This window comes from Paenibacillus haidiansis, from assembly GCF_036553665.1.
Taxonomy (GTDB): Bacteria; Bacillota; Bacilli; order Paenibacillales; family Paenibacillaceae; genus Fontibacillus; species Fontibacillus haidiansis.
On record NZ_JAZHPZ010000007.1, the window covers coordinates 170357 to 187731 of the forward strand.

Genomic DNA, 17375 nt, shown 5'->3' on the forward strand with positions numbered 1-17375 from the left:
GGCTTGAAGCTCATCGCTTTTCATCTGCCCCAGTTTCATCGCATTGTCGAAAATGATGCCTGGTGGGGAACCGGGTTTACCGAGTGGACCAACACCAGCAAAGCCCGGCCGCTTTATCCGGGCCACCGGCAGCCAAAGGTGCCGTACGAGAATTATTATTATAACCTGACCGATTCGTCGGCACGGCATTGGCAGGCGCTTCTTGCCCAAAGCTACGGCATTTACGGGTTCTGCTATTATCACTATTGGTTTAACGGCAAGCAGCTGCTGGAGCAGCCGCTAAAGCAAATACTCCGGCTCGGTGCCCCCGATCTCCCCTTTTGCCTGTCTTGGGCCAACGAATCCTGGACCCGCAAATGGGACGGCGGACCGCATCAAATCTTAATGGAGCAAACCTATGGCGATGAAAATGAGTGGACACAGCATTTCTATGAGCTGCTCACCGCATTCCGCGACGAACGATATATCCGCGTCGACGGTAAGCCGCTCTTTGTCATTTACAGGCCGGGAGATATTCCGCGCTGCACGGAGATGCTCGACTGCTGGAACCGGCTGGCCCGGCAAAACGGGCTGAACGGGATTTATTTTGTCCGGACCCTGGGCGGCTTCCCCCTGACAAATCCGGACGGCTTTGATGCGGATGTCGAATTCGAGCCCCATTATACCTTTGCCCATAGCGACTCCAAGTATATCTTCAGATCGATCAAAGCGGAAAATGGGCAAGATCACTTGGTGACGAATTACGATCATCTCTGGGAGCTGATATTGGGTCGCTTCCCGCACGGTGCGGAGGAGGGCAGAAAAATTATCCCCGGGGCTTTCGTGAACTGGGATAACACCCCGCGCCTTGGAATTCGCGGCAGCAGTACCGTCGCGGCCACCCCGGAGAAATTCGAAAAGTATTTATCGCGGCAAATCGAACGCGCCCAAACCGTATTTAAAAGCGATTATTTATTTATCAACGCCTGGAATGAATGGGCGGAGGGCGCTTATCTGGAGCCGGATCAGCATAGCCGATTCGGGTATCTGGAAGCTGTGCGGAACGCTTTAAAGGGAAAGCACCTATAAAGAAGCTTTCCCCTCTCCGCATTTATCTCCGGAAACCAGACTTATGCCAGTTGTATTCCAAGTTGGGGAACTCCATTCACAACGACGACAAACAGGACATAATCCTGCCCATCCGTTCCTCTCATTTGAATGCCGGGTTGGCCCGCTACTCCCGTCGGGTAGAAGCGAAGCGTCTGCAATAAGGGGGACGAAGCCGGCGTGGTGGGCGTATTGCTGTGCGCCAAACGCTGCGCGGCTCCTGCAGTGCCCCCCACAAACATATTTTCTCCTACCGTCGCCGTGCCGCCAATATTCATATGTGTCAAAACGGTTTGACTGCCGTTCACGTTTACACTGCCCGCCACGGTTGCATTTCCGAGTACGCTCAAATTCGTTACGGTCTCATTTCCATTCACCTGCAAATCCTGCTGAATCGTCTGGCTGCCGGTAACAAGCACACTATCGAAGGTTGGCAAAACTATCATCCCTTTCTATTTGGATGTAGTATTATATGTGCTTCGGACAGGTTTGCTTAGGTTTACGGCATATTTTAAGCCATCTATTTTCCCTGGATTAATGCGTTGAGCGTCTCAATATTATGAGTCGGCGCCTGACAGGAGAAATTTTGGCATACGTAAGCCGTAGGTTTGCCGTCAAGCGTTCCTTTATCCTGCGAAGCCGGAATCAGTTTGTGAATGATTTCCCGATCACCCGGCTCGTTGTTCAACACTACAAGGATCGATTCCGGCGTAAAAGATGTGTGAACCGCTTCGATCATCTCCCGGGTTGCCTTCGCCTCGAGGTCCCCGGCGATCACGATTTCGCGGCTCGGAGCGAAGAATAATTCAAGGCCGATCAGGAACATGGCATATCCGGGCGGATATTGCCCCACCGCGCCGGCGAAGGCGCGGATTTGCTTGTCCGCCAATTCCGCAAGCCTCTCGTCGTCCGTAAGCCGGGACAGCTTGACAAGATTCATCAGCGCGATGGAATTGCCGGAGGGCATGGCGCCATCGTAAATCTCTTTATTGCGCATAAGCAGTGTCTCGCTGTCCGAACCGTAGAAGTAAAATCCGCCGTTTTCCTTATCCCAAAACAACTCGATCAGCTGCCCGTTCAGCTCCAGCGCCTGCTCCAGGTAACCCGGTTCGAAACAGGCCTCGTACAACTCCAGCAAGCCCCAGATCAGGCAGGCATAATCGTCCGCGTAAGCGGGATAGGCCGCTTCCCCGTCGCGGAATCTTGCCAGAAGCCGCCCGTCAGCGCGCCGCAGCTCCTTGAGGATGAACCGCGCCGCCTTCTCGGCCGCGTCCAAATATTCTCGCTTCCCGGTGACCGAGTAGCCCTTGGCCAGAGCCATGATCATCAGCCCGTTCCACGAAGTCAGAATTTTGTCGTCCTTGCCGGGATGGATGCGGGCTTCGCGGTACTCGAACAGTTTCTGTCGGCTTGCCTCCAGGATATCTCGAAGCCCGGATTCATCAAGCTCCGTAACCTCCGCAAACGCACTCAGGTCGGTCGCAATCCGGTTGGGGATATTATGGCCCTCGAAATTGCCTTCCTCCGTGATATCATATACCCGGCAAAACAATTCGCCGTCCTCGGGACCAAGCACCTCGATAATTTCCTCCGGCTCCCACACATAGAATTTCCCCTCCTGACCCTCGGAGTCGGCATCCTCCGCGGAGTAGAAGCCGCCCTCAGGGTCCGTCATATCCCGCAGTACATAGGCGAAGATTTGCTCCGCCGTATCCCGGTATGCCGCTTTCTTCGTGATCTGATAAGCCTCCAGGTAGGTCCAGGCCAACAGGGCGTTGTCGTACAGCATTTTTTCGAAATGCGGCACCAGCCAGCGCTCGTCAACCGAATAGCGCGAGAACCCGTAGCCGATATGGTCGTATATCCCGCCGCGACTCATCGCATTCAGCGTTTTTTCGACCATTCCCAGCGCCTTCATGTTGCCGGTCCGATGATAGTAACGCAGCAGAAACGACAAGTTATGCGAAGCCGGGAACTTCGGCGCGCCGCCAAAGCCGCCGTAGGCGGGATCAAAATCGCGATCATACATCTGATACGCCTTATCCAGCGTCGCTTCCGAAACCTCGCCTTGCAGTCCCGACAGCATTCTGCGCTCCACCTGCCGCGAAATTTCCCGCCCGGTCTCCATCAGTTCCTCGGCGTCTTCCTCCCACTTTTCGCGGATTAACGGAAGCAGGTCCATCAAGCCTTTACGGCCGTATTTGGCCCGCTTCGGAATATAGGTCGCGGCAAAAAACGCCTGCTTCTCCGGCGTCATCACAATCGTCAGCGGCCATCCCCCCTGCCCCGTCAGCGCCTGGCATACCGTCATATAAATATTGTCGATGTCCGGTCGTTCCTCCCGGTCCACCTTGATCGCGACAAAATGCTTATTCAGCAGCTCCGCGACTTCCTCATCCTCAAACGACTCGCCCTCCATCACATGACACCAGTGGCAAGTGGAATAGCCGATCGACAGAAAGATGGGCTTATGCTCCCGCTTGGCCTTGTCAAACGCCTCTTCCCCCCAGGGGAACCAGTTTACCGGGTTATATGCATGCTGGAGCAGGTACGGAGATTTTTCCTTGGCTAAGCGGTTGGGATTACGATCACGCGTATCGGTAAATTCATTCAAATGGAAGCCATCCTTTCCATGGTCAGGAATACGAAACTTTAAATTTTATCTATATTATAACCATTCGGGAAGGTGCAAACCAAGAAATGGGTATTCGAAATGGAACCTACAAAAAAAGGCCCGAACCGTGAGCGGTTTGGTGCCTCTTATCTAATCGCTGAATATATCCGTAATTGGTTTAAATCAACTATAAACTTGCCTGGGATCAATATATCTAAACCTATTAAACCATTAATACTGTTATCATCTCCCATCCGGCCAAAATCAATTGTATATTGAAATATCCGGAAGGAAAGAAATTTTACTTCATCGACTCTCTTGCGAACGGAAGCTTTTCTACCGCCTATGCCTGTCATAAAGCGTATTTGATCCTCCGGCTCATATTTATCGAACAACCCGTCAATGGCATCGACAGAGATGATCGATTCTACAGCACCGGTATCAATAATAACATTTGGAATAAACACTGATTTCCCATAATGAGTAATGGTTATGCCGGTAAACAATAGCCCATCTCGAAAATCAAGATTCATCGTTATGTGATCTCCTAATCATAGGCTTGTCCCTTACTTCCACTATAATAGCTTCATTGGAGGTATGATAAACAAAGCGTTCATTCTTTGCGGAAAACAGTTCTTTCCAAGCCTCATGCTGATCATGAATAGGTTTGATAACGGCTACTTCTTCCACATGAAGCTTATCGTCTTCGTAATGCGACTTCAGTTCTTCCACCAATACAAATTGATCCGGAAAAAGCTCCCTTACTTCCGCCCAAAGCATAGTAATCGCCTCCACCCTATTAATTTTACCATTATCTGTTACGCTAGAAAACTCGCAAATTAAAGTACTTCTTTCTCCCCGCTAAAAACATCAATCATCATTAAAGCCCCCGCTCGAAAACCATGCATAAACGCTGCCGCTTCATGAATGGAATTCGACTCCCCTACAAGTTCAAACAATTTTTCCAGTTGTTCAAAATCTTGTTCCGTTAAATTTTTCTTGTAAATTGCCATATAATCACTGATTTGCCGATTAATTTGCCTGGTTCTGGAGTTTGAAGACTTTATGGATTCATCCGGGCGCCATCTTCCATAGTATAAATCTTCTAAAATACTATTCATAAATCCTTAGCCTCCCGATACACGAAAGAATTGACGTTCTTCCAACGAATTCTAAATTCCTAAGCCAATTTTACTTCAAAGGGCTTTAGCATATTGGGATTTATGCAAAATTCGCATAAAAAGTTTAGGAGCGCCAGCAATAAATCCTAATTATCGCATTCAAGCTTTGAATACAGTTTATGCCTCCCCCCACATTCACCTCTCCCCCACTCCTTTCATACTTAATGTAGAAAAGAAAGGCGGTGGGCGAATGGGGAGCAATGACGCGGTTGAGCAGCGGGCTATATTTCTGGCGGCGATTTGCGGACAAACCTATGAGCAATATTCGAATGCGGACGGGGCCTTTGTGGTGCCGTGGAATTTTTCGGTCCGTCATACGATTGAAGCGAAATCCTTCATCGGTGAATGGGAACGCTTCGGGTTTACTATCGAATCTCCGGAGGAGGTTATTATAGCGTTTCGGGGGACGAGTTCGGCGCCCGATTGGGTCTCCGACCTTATCGCTTCGCAAACAAAGTTCAAATATATTGAGGCGAACTGCCTGACTCATCGCGGGTTCACGAATATCTATGCTTCCGCTCGCGATGGCATTATGGCCGCTCTTGCTAAAATTTCATCAGGTGAAAGCAAAACACTCTATGTTACAGGCCACAGCCTCGGTGCGGCGCTCGCGACCTTATGCGCCGTCGATGTTGCCGCCAACACCGGCTTCCGCTCGCCGATTCTTTTTACATTCGGTTCTCCCCGCGTGGGCGATCCGGCTTTTGCGAAGGCTTTCGCGTCGCATGTCCCCGCAAGCTACCGCTATGCCAATGTCTTTGATATCGTAACCTTTGCTCCGCCGACCGTTTACAAGCTGCCCAAGCGCGATAAAAAATTCTACTACCAGCATGTCCGCACCCTTTCATCGCTTGATTTTGAATATGGAGCCATCAGCCTCAATCATGTGATTTCCAGCTATTTCGACGATCTCTCCAAACTACAGCCGGCCTTCACCGGATCGTTATGCTCAAATAATCCCGGACTTTGTCCAGTCCGTGAAACAACAGTGAAAAAATGAATTTTGCGGTATATGCAGATGGAGTAAGATGAGAGAAACTTCCATTTTGGACAACGGGAGTGGGATGGGCTAACTGTATAAGGGGTGAATTGGATGAAACATCTCGCAAATATGATCTCCATCAGCAGAATGATTCTTTTAATCCTTTTATTTTTCCTAACAAACCATGTATGGATGTTCCTGCTTGTCTATCTGCTTTGCGGCTTAAGCGACGTATTGGACGGATATATTGCTCGGAAAACAAAAACGCAAAGCGATCTGGGGGCCAGATTGGATTCGGCGGCGGATTTGCTTTTGTTTGGGGTAATCACGGTCGCCATGATCGTATGGCTTAAGGATGAAGCACTTATTTTCTTGCCGTGGATCATCCTGATCGTCACCATTCGCTGCGCCAATTTGCTGATCTCCGCCCGTAAATATCATTCCTTCGCCATTGTGCATACCTGGGGCAATAAAGTTTCGGGATTCCTCCTGTTTATGACACCGCCGCTGTATTTTCTCTTTCAAAATCCGGCAGTAGCCTGGCCGGTATGCCTCGTGTCGGTTTTGTCGGCACTGGAGGAAACCGCCATTCATCTCACTTCAGCAAAGCTTGATCTTAACAGGCAAAGCATTTTTAAGCATTAGAACTCCCTCCGGCGGATTTTTTGGCGAGTTATAGGCATATGCCCGATCAAAATAGGTTTCAGTCCATAGACTATTGTCGAGTAAATCATTTGAGGAGGTTATCCATGGATACCAATTATCAACAAGTCGCATGGAGCTGTATGAATAAATATGTTGGCGTGACCACGACCGACGGTCAGTCCCTTGACGGGTTTATTGCTCATGTGGATCAGGACTACATTACGCTTGCCGTTCCCACGAACGAAATGGTAGGACATATGAGCGGAATGCCCGCCAATGCATCTACGTACAGACAGTTTGGATTTCATCCGGGCTTTTTCCCGCGCCGCCGCTTTTTCCCGAGACGCATCCCTTTTCGCGGGATTACCGCTTTGTTCTTGCTTCCGTTCTTTATTTAAACATTGAACGGCCGTCCGGGCTCACCCGGTCCTCTAATTATCCGACTCCGCAATATTGTTCAAGAACCATTCTAATTTTCGCATTATAATAGCAATAATATTGCCGGAGAAGAAGGTGCATAAAGTGACCCGTGAAGTTCGGACGGTCGTTTTCGACGAGGAATTGAAGCTTGAGGCATACCGGTTTGAAGGGATCATGCAAAAGTTTCCGAACCATTTCCATGACTATTACGTTATCGGTTTTATTGAACAAGGCAATAGGTTGCTGCTATGCAACAACCAAGAGTATGTCCTGAGCCGGGGCGATGTGGTCATCTTTAATCCGCAGGATCCCCATGCCTGCGAACAAATCGACGGCGGAACCCTGGATTACCGCTGCATCAATATTCAACCCGAGATCATGCGTCAGTATGCGCTGGAGATCACGGGAAGGAACTCCTTGCCCCGCTTCACGCAAAATGTACTTTACCGAAGCGAGCTGGCGCTGTCCCTGCATGATCTGCATCGGATGATTTTGGAGAATCAAGCCGATTTTCAAAAAGAGGAATTGCTGCTGTTTCTCCTGGAGCAATTGCTTCAAGATGCGGCAGATTCCGAACCGCCCGGTCCCGATCAGGATTATACATTCGAAGTCAGAACAGTATGCGAATACATAGAGTCGCATTATGCCCGCAGCATCACGCTAAATGAATTGCAAGGTTTAACAGGGGTAAGCAAGTACCACTTGCTGCGTCTTTTTACGAGACAGAAAGGCATTTCCCCCTACCGTTACCTGGAAATGATCCGGATCGGCCAAGCAAAAAAGCTGTTGGCGCAAGGCACACCTCCGGTCGAGGCGGCTATGCAAACCGGGTTCAGCGATCAAAGCCATTTTACGAACTTCTTCAAAAAGCTGATCGGTTTAACCCCCAAGCAATATATGAGCATCTTTAACCCTGGCGAGCCGAAGCGGATCCGAGGTGACGCTTTATGAGGGATCAACCGGGCTTTGCTGCCGGACACGCTCTTGCGCTGTTTACGATTTTGATCTGGGGAACCACATTTATTTCAACCAAGATCCTGCTCGTGGATTTTACCCCGGTCGAAATATTGTTCTTTCGCTTTGCCATCGGCTACATTGTATTGCTGCTGATCTATTCGCGGCCTGTCCGCACCAAATCACTTAAAGAGGAACTGCTCTTTATCTTCGCGGGCCTTTGCGGAGTCACTTTGTATTTTCTTTTGGAAAATGTGGCTCTGACTTATACGCTTGCTTCCAATGTAGGGGTCATCGTTTCAGTCGCTCCGTTCTTCACGGCGGTCATCGCCCATTTCTTCCTGGAGGAAGAAAAGCTGACCGCGCCGTTCATGATCGGTTTTGTGATCGCACTGGCGGGGATTTTGCTGATCGGCTTTAACGGCAGTTTTCTGCTGAAGTTGAACCCGCTGGGCGACCTGCTCGCCTTGCTCGCGCCGATCGTCTGGGCGGTATATTCGGTTTTGATGCGTAAAATCGGCGCGCTGCAGGTTCATACGATCGGGGCAACCCGTAAAGTATTTTTTTATGGACTGGCCTGGATGGCGCCCGCATTGTTTCTGTTCGATTTCCGCTTGGGGCTGGACCGGTTCGGCCAAATTTCAAACTTGGGCAATCTTCTATTCCTAAGCCTCGGGGCCTCGGCCATGTGCTATGTCACCTGGAACCGGGCGGTGTCGGTTCTTGGAGCGGTGAAAACCAGCGTATACATCTACATTGTACCGGTGATCGCCGTCGCGGCTTCCGCACTGATTCTGGACGAAAAGATCACTTGGGCCATTGTGGCCGGAACTATCTTGACGCTTACAGGCTCGTTTATTTCAGAGCGCAAACCAAAACCTTCCCTTAAGGAGCGGAGTATAACCTCTTGAATATCGAATGAAACTGTGGGAAACCTACTTTTATTGAACATTAGCCGTATAAGAAGGTGGATTAAATGGAGCGTTCGATTTTGACTGCTATGTGGCTGATTGGTCTTGTTTGCTTTTTCGGGCTTATTCCACGCGAACGGCGACGTAAAGGATTCCTGGCGTTTCTGATGTTTCAGGCATTCATTTGGCTTTGTGATATGCCGGCATTTCAATATAATTTGTTAAGCGCTCCTGTTCGGGAGTTCCCGAAAGCATCAGACCTTGCGATAACGATAAATTATTTTTTTTACCCCGTGTTGTTTTCAATATTTTATGTCTACCGGCACAAGAAAACCGGTCTTTGGTTCCGATTCACATACTTTTTCCTTTGGGTCTCGTTTATCACGTTGCATGATAACATATTGGAGATATATACGGATTTACTGGAATATGGAAAATTGACATGGTATGGAATGTGGATATACATCGGTTTTTTATTTTATATGAGCCAAGTCTGCTGCGACTGGTTTTTTAAGGACAAATCGTTGTTTCAAGCGGAGCGGCGGGGTATCCAATGAGGGTCGAATACTGGATTCTTTTATCGGTATACGCAGTGGCAATAGGTATTCTTTGCTTTGTACCGAAACGTAAGATCAGGCTTGGGGTAGTGGCATTTTTGACTGAACATGTAATCACATTTTTAATCGGTTTAGTTGTCGTAGAATTAGACCTGATTGAATACCCCGTCCGGTTATTTGCATCCGTCAATAGGACAAGCTTTACTTACGAGCAGTTTGCTTTGCCGGTGGTCAGTGCCCTTTTTATGGTATGGTACCCGAATGATCGAAGCAAACTTCACCAATTTGGATATTACGCCGCTTATTGTTCCGTTTTGACCGTCCTTGAAGTTGTTTTAGAAACCTATACCGACCTTATTGAATATATACACTGGGAAGGGTATGTTACTTGGATTACGCTCTGGATTTCTTTTTATATAACACGCAGATTATGCGTTTGGTTTTTCTCAAAGGCGTGATTAAAATATTGGCTCGTCCTTTAGAACCATTAGAGAATAATTAGGCGTACTTCCCGAGTTCCGAGAAATATTTTCTGCGGCAAGCAAAATAGAACAGCGTCTGAATAACCCAGAACATTCCCGCGGCCAACCCAGATTTTCCCAACAATTGAACAATGATCGGCTGATTGCTGAATAGGAAGTAGAAATAATACAACCCCAGTCCCACCCCGAACAGCGCCGGCAGGAGAAATACGATCGCCAGCTCCTTGGATACGAGTTTTCTTAATTCTTTCGAGGTGACGCCTATTCTTCCGAGCGAAAGCATGCTTTCCTTCTGGTCGTCGATATCCGACAGCACCTTGTGGTAGATGACGATGCCGGACGCCAACGCAAACAGCGTACCCATGAAAATGAAGATAAAAAAGATCATGCCGCTCGATTCCAACTGGGATATCAGCAGTTCGTCTTTGTGAATCGGCCGCAGTTCTTCCAGCTTCAATCGAGTTTCATCGGTTTCGGTCATCGTGGGCTTATATGAGGTCCAATACGAAGAATCCAGTCCGTTCGCTTCCCGCAAAACGTCCAGCAGTGCCTGGAAACCTTCCGGCGGGATCTCCCCCTTCAGCAAATGCACCCGCTTGACCTGATCTTCTCCCACCGCGGCTTTTACCGTTTCATAGACTCGATCGTCAACCACGAGGGCTTGGCCGAAATAATCGCCCGCCGTTTGCTCGTTGTTTATGTAAGGCCCGCTTATTTCGTCAATATTCTCGGTGCGGTAATCGATTACGGAATACCCTTCCAAAGTCCGGAGTAAACTTTCTTTACTCTCGTGATCCGGAAATTCGTTGGGCTCGATCCACCCCGGATCCATGACGGGCAGGACCATGTCCGGCGCTTCAAACTCCTTGTTCTCTTCCTTCACTCTTGCGAATAGCGCTTGATCCGCGGCCACTTCGTAATCCGTTCCTAAATGCCGGTTGAACCCGCTCTCGCCAATCAGCATCGAACGGTCATCCCACAATACCCAGGATCCCCCGTAATAACGAAATTCCGGCACTTCCACATATTCGAGGGTTTTATGCTGCTCCAAGGAAACCCCTTTTTCTTCCAGAATAGTTTCTAGCTGATTAGGCTCCAAGTGATTAAAGCGGTTCGTTTCAACATACATCACATCAAAAGGATTATTGAGATCGTTCTTCTCCTGGCTTGTCGCGTACATCGCATAGGTCATCCCGATAAAGAACACGGCGCCAGCGATCAGCAGGGATACGATATAGACGGTTGTTCGGTACGATACAAAGCGATGGGACAGATTCGACATCACGATCAAATTATGATTGTATAACCGTTTGAAACGCTTGGCGACGGGCCGGATGACCTTGATCCATGATCCCAAGATGACATATGGGCAAATCATGGTCAATACGAGGAGGAACATAATATAAACCGGTTTTCCGTCGGTTTCCTTGCCGAGCATAATTTTCGGAAGCAGGATGAGCGCTGCCGCAAACAAGGCTAACGCAACGCTTCCCGACAGGGCACCGCTGCTGCCGATTCCTTTCGTTTGGGCGGACTTTAAGCCTTCGGCTATCGTGATTTTACGAGTATGGAGCATACTGAACAGCAAGTTGAGTCCCAATATCATCAGGAAAATGCCGCTGCTGAGAAGCAGGCTCTCCCACTTGATTTCATACGGAATCGGATTTGCCATCAGCACCCGGTTAAGCCCCATGAAGAACAGTTTTCCGAAGACGGCCCCGGTCACAAGGCCGCTAAATAAGGAAAGAACGGCGATTCCCGCCTGTTCGACGAGCAGCATGAGACCCAAATTTTTGGTTGTCATGCCTAAAGTGATATACATGCTGAATTCTTTCCCCCGGTATTTCAGAAACGAAATATGGCTGTATGTAATAAACACGATCGAGAATAAGACGACGCCGATCAAATCACTGCGAACGATGCCGTAAATGGTCGTATCGCCCACCTGGCGCCCGACCTCCGAATTAAACATCAGGCTGCCGAACAGGAACAATATCGCGACGATCAGCGTATTTACAAAATAGAGCGACATGTACTTTTTCGCATGATACAGGAAATTCTTCCTGACGATAGATGGGAAGGTCATACCGGGACACCTCCGATCACGCTCTGCGCTTCCAGGATTTTATCGAAAAAGGCTTTCCGGTCTCCGGACGATCTGATCTCCAGCTCGGCCTTCCCGTCCTTGATGAACAATATCCGTTTACAAAACGATGCGGCAAAAGGATCATGCGTCACCATCAGAATCGTGCTGCCCATGTTCTCGTTGAGCGATGCCAGTATACTCATCAATTGATGCGCCGATTTGGAGTCGAGATTGCCTGTCGGCTCGTCCGCCAATACGACCGCCGGTTCATTGACGATAGCGCGGGCCGCCGCCACTCTTTGCTTTTGACCGCCGGATATATGATACGGATACTTGTCCCGCACATCCTGGATGCCGAGAAATTCCATTAACGGGGCCAGCTTGGCTTCAATCTCTTGCGGGTCTCTTTTGTCCAAAATAAGCGGCAATGCGATATTCTCCTTCAGCGTCAGACTGTCCAGCAGATTGAAATCCTGAAAGATATACCCGATCCTCCCCCTTCGGAACAAGGCCATTTGATCCTTGGACAGCTTGGTAATGTCCTGACCGTCAATGACGATCTCCCCAGAGGTCGCTTTATCGACGCCGGACAGCAGGTTCAGCAGCGTCGTTTTTCCGCTGCCGCTCGGGCCCATGATTCCGGTAAACTCGCCTTTGCCCACATGCAGATTCAGGCCGTCGATCGCGGTAACGCCGTTTGCTCCTTTATACGCATTGTATACTTTGACGAGATGCTTGAGCTTTATGACACCCACACCTATTTCCTCCCCATGATCTTGATAAGAGAAGTATAAAGGGGCCCGTTCAATTCATGAATTCATTTCCCTTTCACAACCTTACATTTTTGCAAGAAAAGAGAGAGTGATCTTCGTTCCCGCTCCTTTCTCCGACTCGATGGCGACGTCATGCCCCAGCTTCCGCGCGATATGTTGGACCATATACAGTCCGATTCCCGTTGAGAAGCGGTGTTCCCTGCCATTCCGTCCGGTAAAAAAAGGATCGAACACCCGCGGCAGGTCCTCCGGATCGATCCCTATGCCTTCGTCCCGAACGTACAGAAGGATTCGGTCTTCCCGGTGCTCACTCCCGATGAAAACCTTCCCTTCTTTGCGGCTGTATTTGATAGCGTTGGACAGCACTTGTTCCAGCATGTACCCGCACCATTTCTCGTCCGTATACACCTGCGCGCATTCGTCGACATCCAGCTTCGGATATACGCCCCTATATATAAAATCCCGCTTCTTGGCATTAATCGCTTCGGTTACGACCTTGTGCAGATTGACTTTTTCCGGCATATAATCCCGTGAGAAATCGTCCAGCCGCAGTACGTTTAAACACTCCTCCAGATTTTGCTTCAATCGGTCGTTCTCCTCTTGAATGTCCGGAAGCGCTTCCTTTGAAGGGCTTTCCAAAGCCAGAGCGATAACGGAAACGGAAGCTTTCATATTGTGAATCCACTGGGAAAACAGCATATTTCTTTCCTTCACGGCGACGGTTATTTGGAATATGTCGGCGTTATACCTGTCATGGATGGCTTGAATCGGGGTGAAAAACAGCCTGTCCCGCACATCCGTCTCGTCAACCTCCACTTGCGGACCAAGCTTCGCCTGCTCCAATTTACGCTCCCATTTGAAATGGCCGAATGCCGCGAAAATGAGGTAAACCGTCAAGAGAAAGAAGCTGACGATGAAAGGATAGGCGATTTCCCTTACTCCATAGAAGACATAAGAGATGAGAACAAGCAAAACGGTATTCAGGATGTAGACAAAGATGAAGCTTCTTTTCATATGCAGCAGATTAACGATTTTGCGGATCAAAGACATAGCCCACTCCCCGTTTGGTCATTATGACATGCTGAAGCCCGTACTCGCCGAGTTTCTTTTTGATCCGGGTGATATTCACCGTCAGCGTGTTGTCGTCGACAAAAGTTTGATTGTCCCATAACGCCTCCAGCAGTTGCTCGCGGGACACGATCCTGCCGGCGTTGCTCATAAAGCAGTTCATGAGACGGTACTCGTTTTTGCTCAATTCCATCGCCATGTTCTGGTATAGCAGCTTCATGCTGTCGTGCAGCAGTTTGAATTCCCCGAATTCGCGGCTTGTTTCCTCGGTCCGCCGGTTTGCGCGCCGCAGCACGGCATGGATTTTGGCCGCAAGAACACCCATGCTGAACGGTTTGGTGACATAATCGTCCGCCCCGTACTCCATCCCGCGGATCTGTTCTCCCTCGTCGCTGCGGGCCGAGAGAATGATCACCGGATAATGGAACTTCCTTCTTAACACCTTCAAATAATAGAACCCGTCAAATCCCGGCAAATTGATATCGAGGAGAATAAGATCCGGGCTGTACTCTTCCACCTTGGCCAGAACTTGGTCAAAATCTGCGACCGTCTCCACTTCGAAATCATAAGCCTGCAAATATTGTTTGATATACTTCCGCAGTTTCGGATCATCTTCGATTATCAGAATTTTGTCCATCGTCTCCCGATCCAACTCCAATCATCAGAGGTTGACCTTATTATAGCTTGAGTCCGCTTCCGAGTTCTGTGATCAAAAAAAAGACCGGACAGTGATCCTGCCGGTCAAAAAATCTAAAACTTATGCTTCATTTTCCCATGCCGGGTTCCAGACGACCTCCCAAAGATGGCCGTCCGGGTCCATGAAATGGCCGGAATACCCGCCCCAAAAGACGTCATGTGCGGGATCGACGATTTTGGCTCCAGCCTTAAAGGCCAACTCCATAATCTCGTCCACTTCTTCTTTGCTGCCGACATTGTGACCGATCGTCAGCTCGGTTGAGCTTGGCGCCGCCAGCGGAAGCTTCAGCTCATGGGCGAGATCCTCACGGCTCCAAAGAGCCAGCTTCAAGCCGGATTGCAAATCGAAAAACGCAACGGCCCCGTGTTCAAATTCGCGGCCTACGATCCCTTCAGTCGGGAAGCCCAGTCCATCCCGGTAGAAGGCCACGGACTTCTCCAGATCGTCAACGCCCAGGGTGAGCACTGTAATGTACGGTATCATCGTCTTCACTACTCCTCTCGCAATCGTTATTGTCCCCATGAGCTAAATGATAGTCATTTTCAACCCCTTCGGATTGTAAAAAACGGACAAATCAGGTGAACACCTGATTGGGCGTTAATCCATAATAGCGTTTAAAGGCGTGTATAAAGTGCGACTGATCGTAGTAGCCGTATTTTACGGCGGTTTCGCTAAAATGGGCGGGCGTCTTCTTACTTCCATACAGTTCCTGTAAAAGATATTGAAAACGCAGGATATCTATAAATTGTTTCGGGCTGACTCCGAGTTCATGCTGAAAGATTCTTCTTACATTTCGCTCACTGTAATTTAGATTTTCCGCCAGGGCTTGGATGGATAGCTTCCCGCGACTGGCTTGGATGTATTGCACCCCTGCTTCCAGCATGTCATCGGTTTGATTCTTTTCCTTGTGCAGAAGCTTTATCAATAAATTTTCAACGCGCTCAATGACTTCCGGTATTCCTTTGGCGGCACACACTTCCTCCTCGATGCGTTCCGCTTCTTTTCCCCATAGGTCTTCAAGATACACATGGTATCCGGCAAACTCGGAAACAGGGTATCTCAGAAATTGCCGGGCCTGGTGCGAAAAGAAACGGATGCCGAATAAGGAGAGATCCCCGGTCAAGTTCATGGTTTCAAAGGCGGTCATCAACCCGGATACAACAGCTCCTCCGGAAGAGGCGGAGCTGCTCAGGTCAAATATTATATCCGTGCAGCCGTCCGGCAAAATCCGATGCAATTTGCTGTCATCCGACGCCAGATAATCTATGGTCCAATAACAAGCTACGCAATGTCTGAGTCCTAAACTTGGAGAGAACTCACGATAACGATAACGGGCATCCTGTAGCTCGTTTTGCAGCATAGGCGGTTGCAGTGGAAGATACTTCGTCATGAGAATCCCCCCTATTACCGTTCGGATAAGACCTGCTTGGCAAATTCATAAAAAGCGAGAGCTTCCTCGCTTGAGCCGAATCCCGCCTGCGCCAGTTTGTCGCTGCCGCCGCCTTTGCCGTTAAAGGCGCCAAGATGCTCCTTGAAAAACGAGCCGCACGAAAATCCGCCGTCGCCGCCATATGCCAACACGACCTTACCTTCCCCGGCTCCGGCAAATAGCACGGTCTTTCCATGCTCGGCCGCCAGCTTGGTGGCCAAATTCTGCAAATCCCTGAGGCTTTTATCTTCAAATACATGAGCCACAGATCCGCCCTCGGCTTGGGAGACAAGTTCCTGGAGTAAATACCGGTCGTTGATCTCTTTCAGAGCGGCCAGCTCCTGCTGAAGCTGCTTCTGCTCTTGTTCCATTTTCTCAAAACGACTTAAAATCTCGTCTTTCCCCGTATTGAATTTCAGAGCCAGGGCATTCAGAATCCGCTGGTTCTCGTTAAACTCCCGCAGCGTACGGAATCCGCATAAGAAATAAATGCGAGTATTACCCTTTTGGCGCTCCGCTTTGAGCAGTTTGATCATCCCGATTTCGCCCGTGGACGAGACGTGGGTACCGCCGCAGGCGTTATATTCCACGTCTTTCGTCTCCACGATCCGGATCCCGCTTGACACCGTCGGCTGTTTGACGAGCGGTAAACTCGCGGCTTCCTCCCCGGTGACAAAATAGCTTGTTATCTCGTGGTTAAGGTAAATATGCCGGTTGACTTCCCGCTCCAGCTCGGCCATCCGTTCCGTCGTCAGCTCCGGTAGTTCCACGTCGATCGTGGCGTACTCTTCGCCCAGATGAAAGCTTAGCGTCGGCGCGCCTATGATCCGCAAGCAAATAGCCGACAACAGGTGCTGACCGCTGTGCTGCTGCATATGGTCGAATCTCCGGTCCCAATCCAGCCGGCATAGAACCGCCGTTTCCGCAGGCCGGCTCTCGACCTTGTGCAGGATCATTTCCTCTTCCTTCACCACGTCGAGCACGCGAATACCGTCAATGGTTCCCGTATCGCAAGGTTGTCCGCCTCCGTGCGGATAAAAAGCCGTCTCTTCGAGAACGGCATAAATCCCGTCTTCCTTTTCCAATACCCCGGAAACTACGGTTTTCCATTCGATCGTATAAGCAGAGTCGTAGTAGAGCTGTTTGGTCATTTCGCTGTCCTTTCTTAACGCTCGTTATTAGGAGCTCATCTTGTGGAATTCTTCGACGCATTGTCGGCAAATGCAGGCTTTGCCTCTCCGTTCCTCGGGGATCCGGCTTCGCAGTTCATCCGGCACTTTCGTGTGAAAACACCAGCAATCCCCTTCTTTCGCCCCGCATTGATTGGGTCGGCCGCATAGCGGACAACGCCGCTCATCTATGTATTCAGAATGATGGTCATGGTTATGATCTATCGCTTCCCCGCTCAAGCCGCTCCCCCTCCTCTTACTTCCATGATCTCATTATAGCAAAAGGAGGACGGAGTTTTAATGAACGCCCGGGAGTTTCCA

Annotated in this window: 21 protein-coding genes; 8 read left to right on the forward strand and 13 right to left on the reverse strand. The window is 49.5% G+C overall.

Features of this window, described 5'->3' with window-relative positions; translation table 11 throughout:
• Positions 1–3 precede the first annotated feature (3 nt).
• A complete protein-coding gene (locus V3851_RS15830; protein WP_331847524.1) occupies positions 4–1068 on the forward strand; it encodes a glycosyltransferase WbsX family protein in 1065 nt (354 codons plus the stop codon).
• Positions 1069–1109: 41 nt separating this feature from the next.
• Here V3851_RS15830 and V3851_RS15835 read toward each other — a convergent pair whose 3' ends face one another.
• The 5 genes from V3851_RS15835 to V3851_RS15855 all read right to left on the reverse strand — a co-directional run bounded on the left by V3851_RS15835 (position 1110) and on the right by V3851_RS15855 (position 4821).
• Entirely contained in the window at positions 1110–1532 is a 423-nt protein-coding gene (locus V3851_RS15835) for a hypothetical protein (RefSeq protein WP_331847525.1), read from the reverse strand.
• A 74-nt stretch (positions 1533–1606) separates the two neighbouring features.
• Complete coding sequence (locus V3851_RS15840) at positions 1607–3700, reverse strand: thioredoxin domain-containing protein (protein ID WP_331847526.1); 2094 nt, start codon at positions 3698–3700, stop codon at positions 1607–1609.
• Between the two features lie 146 nt (positions 3701–3846).
• Positions 3847–4233, reverse strand: coding sequence for a retropepsin-like aspartic protease (locus V3851_RS15845; protein ID WP_331847527.1), 387 nt, complete (start codon positions 4231–4233; stop codon positions 3847–3849).
• Positions 4223–4480 (reverse strand): hypothetical protein, encoded by a 258-nt coding sequence (locus tag V3851_RS15850; protein WP_331847528.1) that lies wholly within the window; start codon positions 4478–4480, stop codon positions 4223–4225. Before V3851_RS15850 ends, V3851_RS15845 begins: the two co-directional genes overlap by 11 nt.
• A gap of 59 nt (positions 4481–4539) precedes the next feature.
• Positions 4540–4821, reverse strand: a complete 282-nt coding sequence (locus V3851_RS15855) for a DUF6809 family protein (RefSeq protein ID WP_331847529.1) — start codon at positions 4819–4821, stop codon at positions 4540–4542.
• Positions 4822–5071: 250 nt separating this feature from the next.
• On the opposite strand from V3851_RS15855, the gene V3851_RS15860 reads away from it, so the two are divergent.
• The 7 genes from V3851_RS15860 to V3851_RS15890 all read left to right on the forward strand — a co-directional run bounded on the left by V3851_RS15860 (position 5072) and on the right by V3851_RS15890 (position 9808).
• A complete protein-coding gene (locus V3851_RS15860) occupies positions 5072–5881 on the forward strand; it encodes a lipase family protein (RefSeq protein ID WP_331847530.1) in 810 nt (269 codons plus the stop codon).
• A gap of 93 nt (positions 5882–5974) precedes the next feature.
• On the forward strand, positions 5975–6508 hold the full coding sequence (locus tag V3851_RS15865; protein ID WP_331847531.1) for a CDP-alcohol phosphatidyltransferase family protein: 534 nt from the start codon (positions 5975–5977) through the stop codon (positions 6506–6508).
• Positions 6509–6612: 104 nt separating this feature from the next.
• Positions 6613–6906 carry a phosphatidylinositol kinase gene (locus V3851_RS15870; protein WP_331847532.1) on the forward strand — a complete coding sequence of 98 codons (294 nt, stop codon included), beginning with the start codon at positions 6613–6615 and terminating at the stop codon, positions 6904–6906.
• A gap of 124 nt (positions 6907–7030) precedes the next feature.
• A complete protein-coding gene (locus V3851_RS15875) occupies positions 7031–7879 on the forward strand; it encodes an AraC family transcriptional regulator (protein ID WP_331847533.1) in 849 nt (282 codons plus the stop codon).
• The gene (locus V3851_RS15880) at positions 7876–8793 is read left to right on the forward strand and encodes a DMT family transporter (protein ID WP_331847534.1); all 918 of its coding nucleotides are present in this window, start codon (positions 7876–7878) and stop codon (positions 8791–8793) included. The genes V3851_RS15875 and V3851_RS15880 overlap by 4 nt, the downstream gene beginning before the upstream one ends.
• A gap of 65 nt (positions 8794–8858) precedes the next feature.
• Positions 8859–9350: a CBO0543 family protein gene (locus V3851_RS15885; protein WP_331847535.1), complete on the forward strand. Its 492-nt coding sequence runs from the start codon at positions 8859–8861 to the stop codon at positions 9348–9350.
• Positions 9347–9808: a CBO0543 family protein gene (locus tag V3851_RS15890; RefSeq protein ID WP_331847536.1), complete on the forward strand. Its 462-nt coding sequence runs from the start codon at positions 9347–9349 to the stop codon at positions 9806–9808. Before V3851_RS15885 ends, V3851_RS15890 begins: the two co-directional genes overlap by 4 nt.
• A gap of 40 nt (positions 9809–9848) precedes the next feature.
• Here the strand turns inward: V3851_RS15890 and V3851_RS15895 are convergent, their stop codons facing one another.
• From V3851_RS15895 to V3851_RS15930, 8 genes are all read right to left on the reverse strand, one after another.
• Positions 9849–11918: an ABC transporter permease gene (locus V3851_RS15895; protein ID WP_331847537.1), complete on the reverse strand. Its 2070-nt coding sequence runs from the start codon at positions 11916–11918 to the stop codon at positions 9849–9851.
• Entirely contained in the window at positions 11915–12673 is a 759-nt protein-coding gene (locus V3851_RS15900; protein ID WP_331847538.1) for an ABC transporter ATP-binding protein, read from the reverse strand. Before V3851_RS15900 ends, V3851_RS15895 begins: the two co-directional genes overlap by 4 nt.
• Before the next feature lie 81 nt (positions 12674–12754).
• A complete protein-coding gene (locus V3851_RS15905; protein ID WP_331847539.1) occupies positions 12755–13741 on the reverse strand; it encodes a sensor histidine kinase in 987 nt (328 codons plus the stop codon).
• Complete coding sequence (locus V3851_RS15910) at positions 13716–14396, reverse strand: response regulator transcription factor (protein ID WP_331847540.1); 681 nt, start codon at positions 14394–14396, stop codon at positions 13716–13718. The genes V3851_RS15905 and V3851_RS15910 overlap by 26 nt, the downstream gene beginning before the upstream one ends.
• Before the next feature lie 120 nt (positions 14397–14516).
• Positions 14517–14939, reverse strand: coding sequence for a VOC family protein (locus V3851_RS15915; RefSeq protein ID WP_331847541.1), 423 nt, complete (start codon positions 14937–14939; stop codon positions 14517–14519).
• A gap of 91 nt (positions 14940–15030) precedes the next feature.
• A complete protein-coding gene (locus tag V3851_RS15920; RefSeq protein WP_331847542.1) occupies positions 15031–15846 on the reverse strand; it encodes a helix-turn-helix transcriptional regulator in 816 nt (271 codons plus the stop codon).
• A gap of 14 nt (positions 15847–15860) precedes the next feature.
• Positions 15861–17036: an alanyl-tRNA editing protein gene (locus V3851_RS15925; RefSeq protein WP_331847543.1), complete on the reverse strand. Its 1176-nt coding sequence runs from the start codon at positions 17034–17036 to the stop codon at positions 15861–15863.
• A gap of 27 nt (positions 17037–17063) precedes the next feature.
• A complete protein-coding gene (locus tag V3851_RS15930; protein ID WP_331847544.1) occupies positions 17064–17294 on the reverse strand; it encodes a cysteine-rich CWC family protein in 231 nt (76 codons plus the stop codon).
• Positions 17295–17375 lie beyond the last annotated feature (81 nt).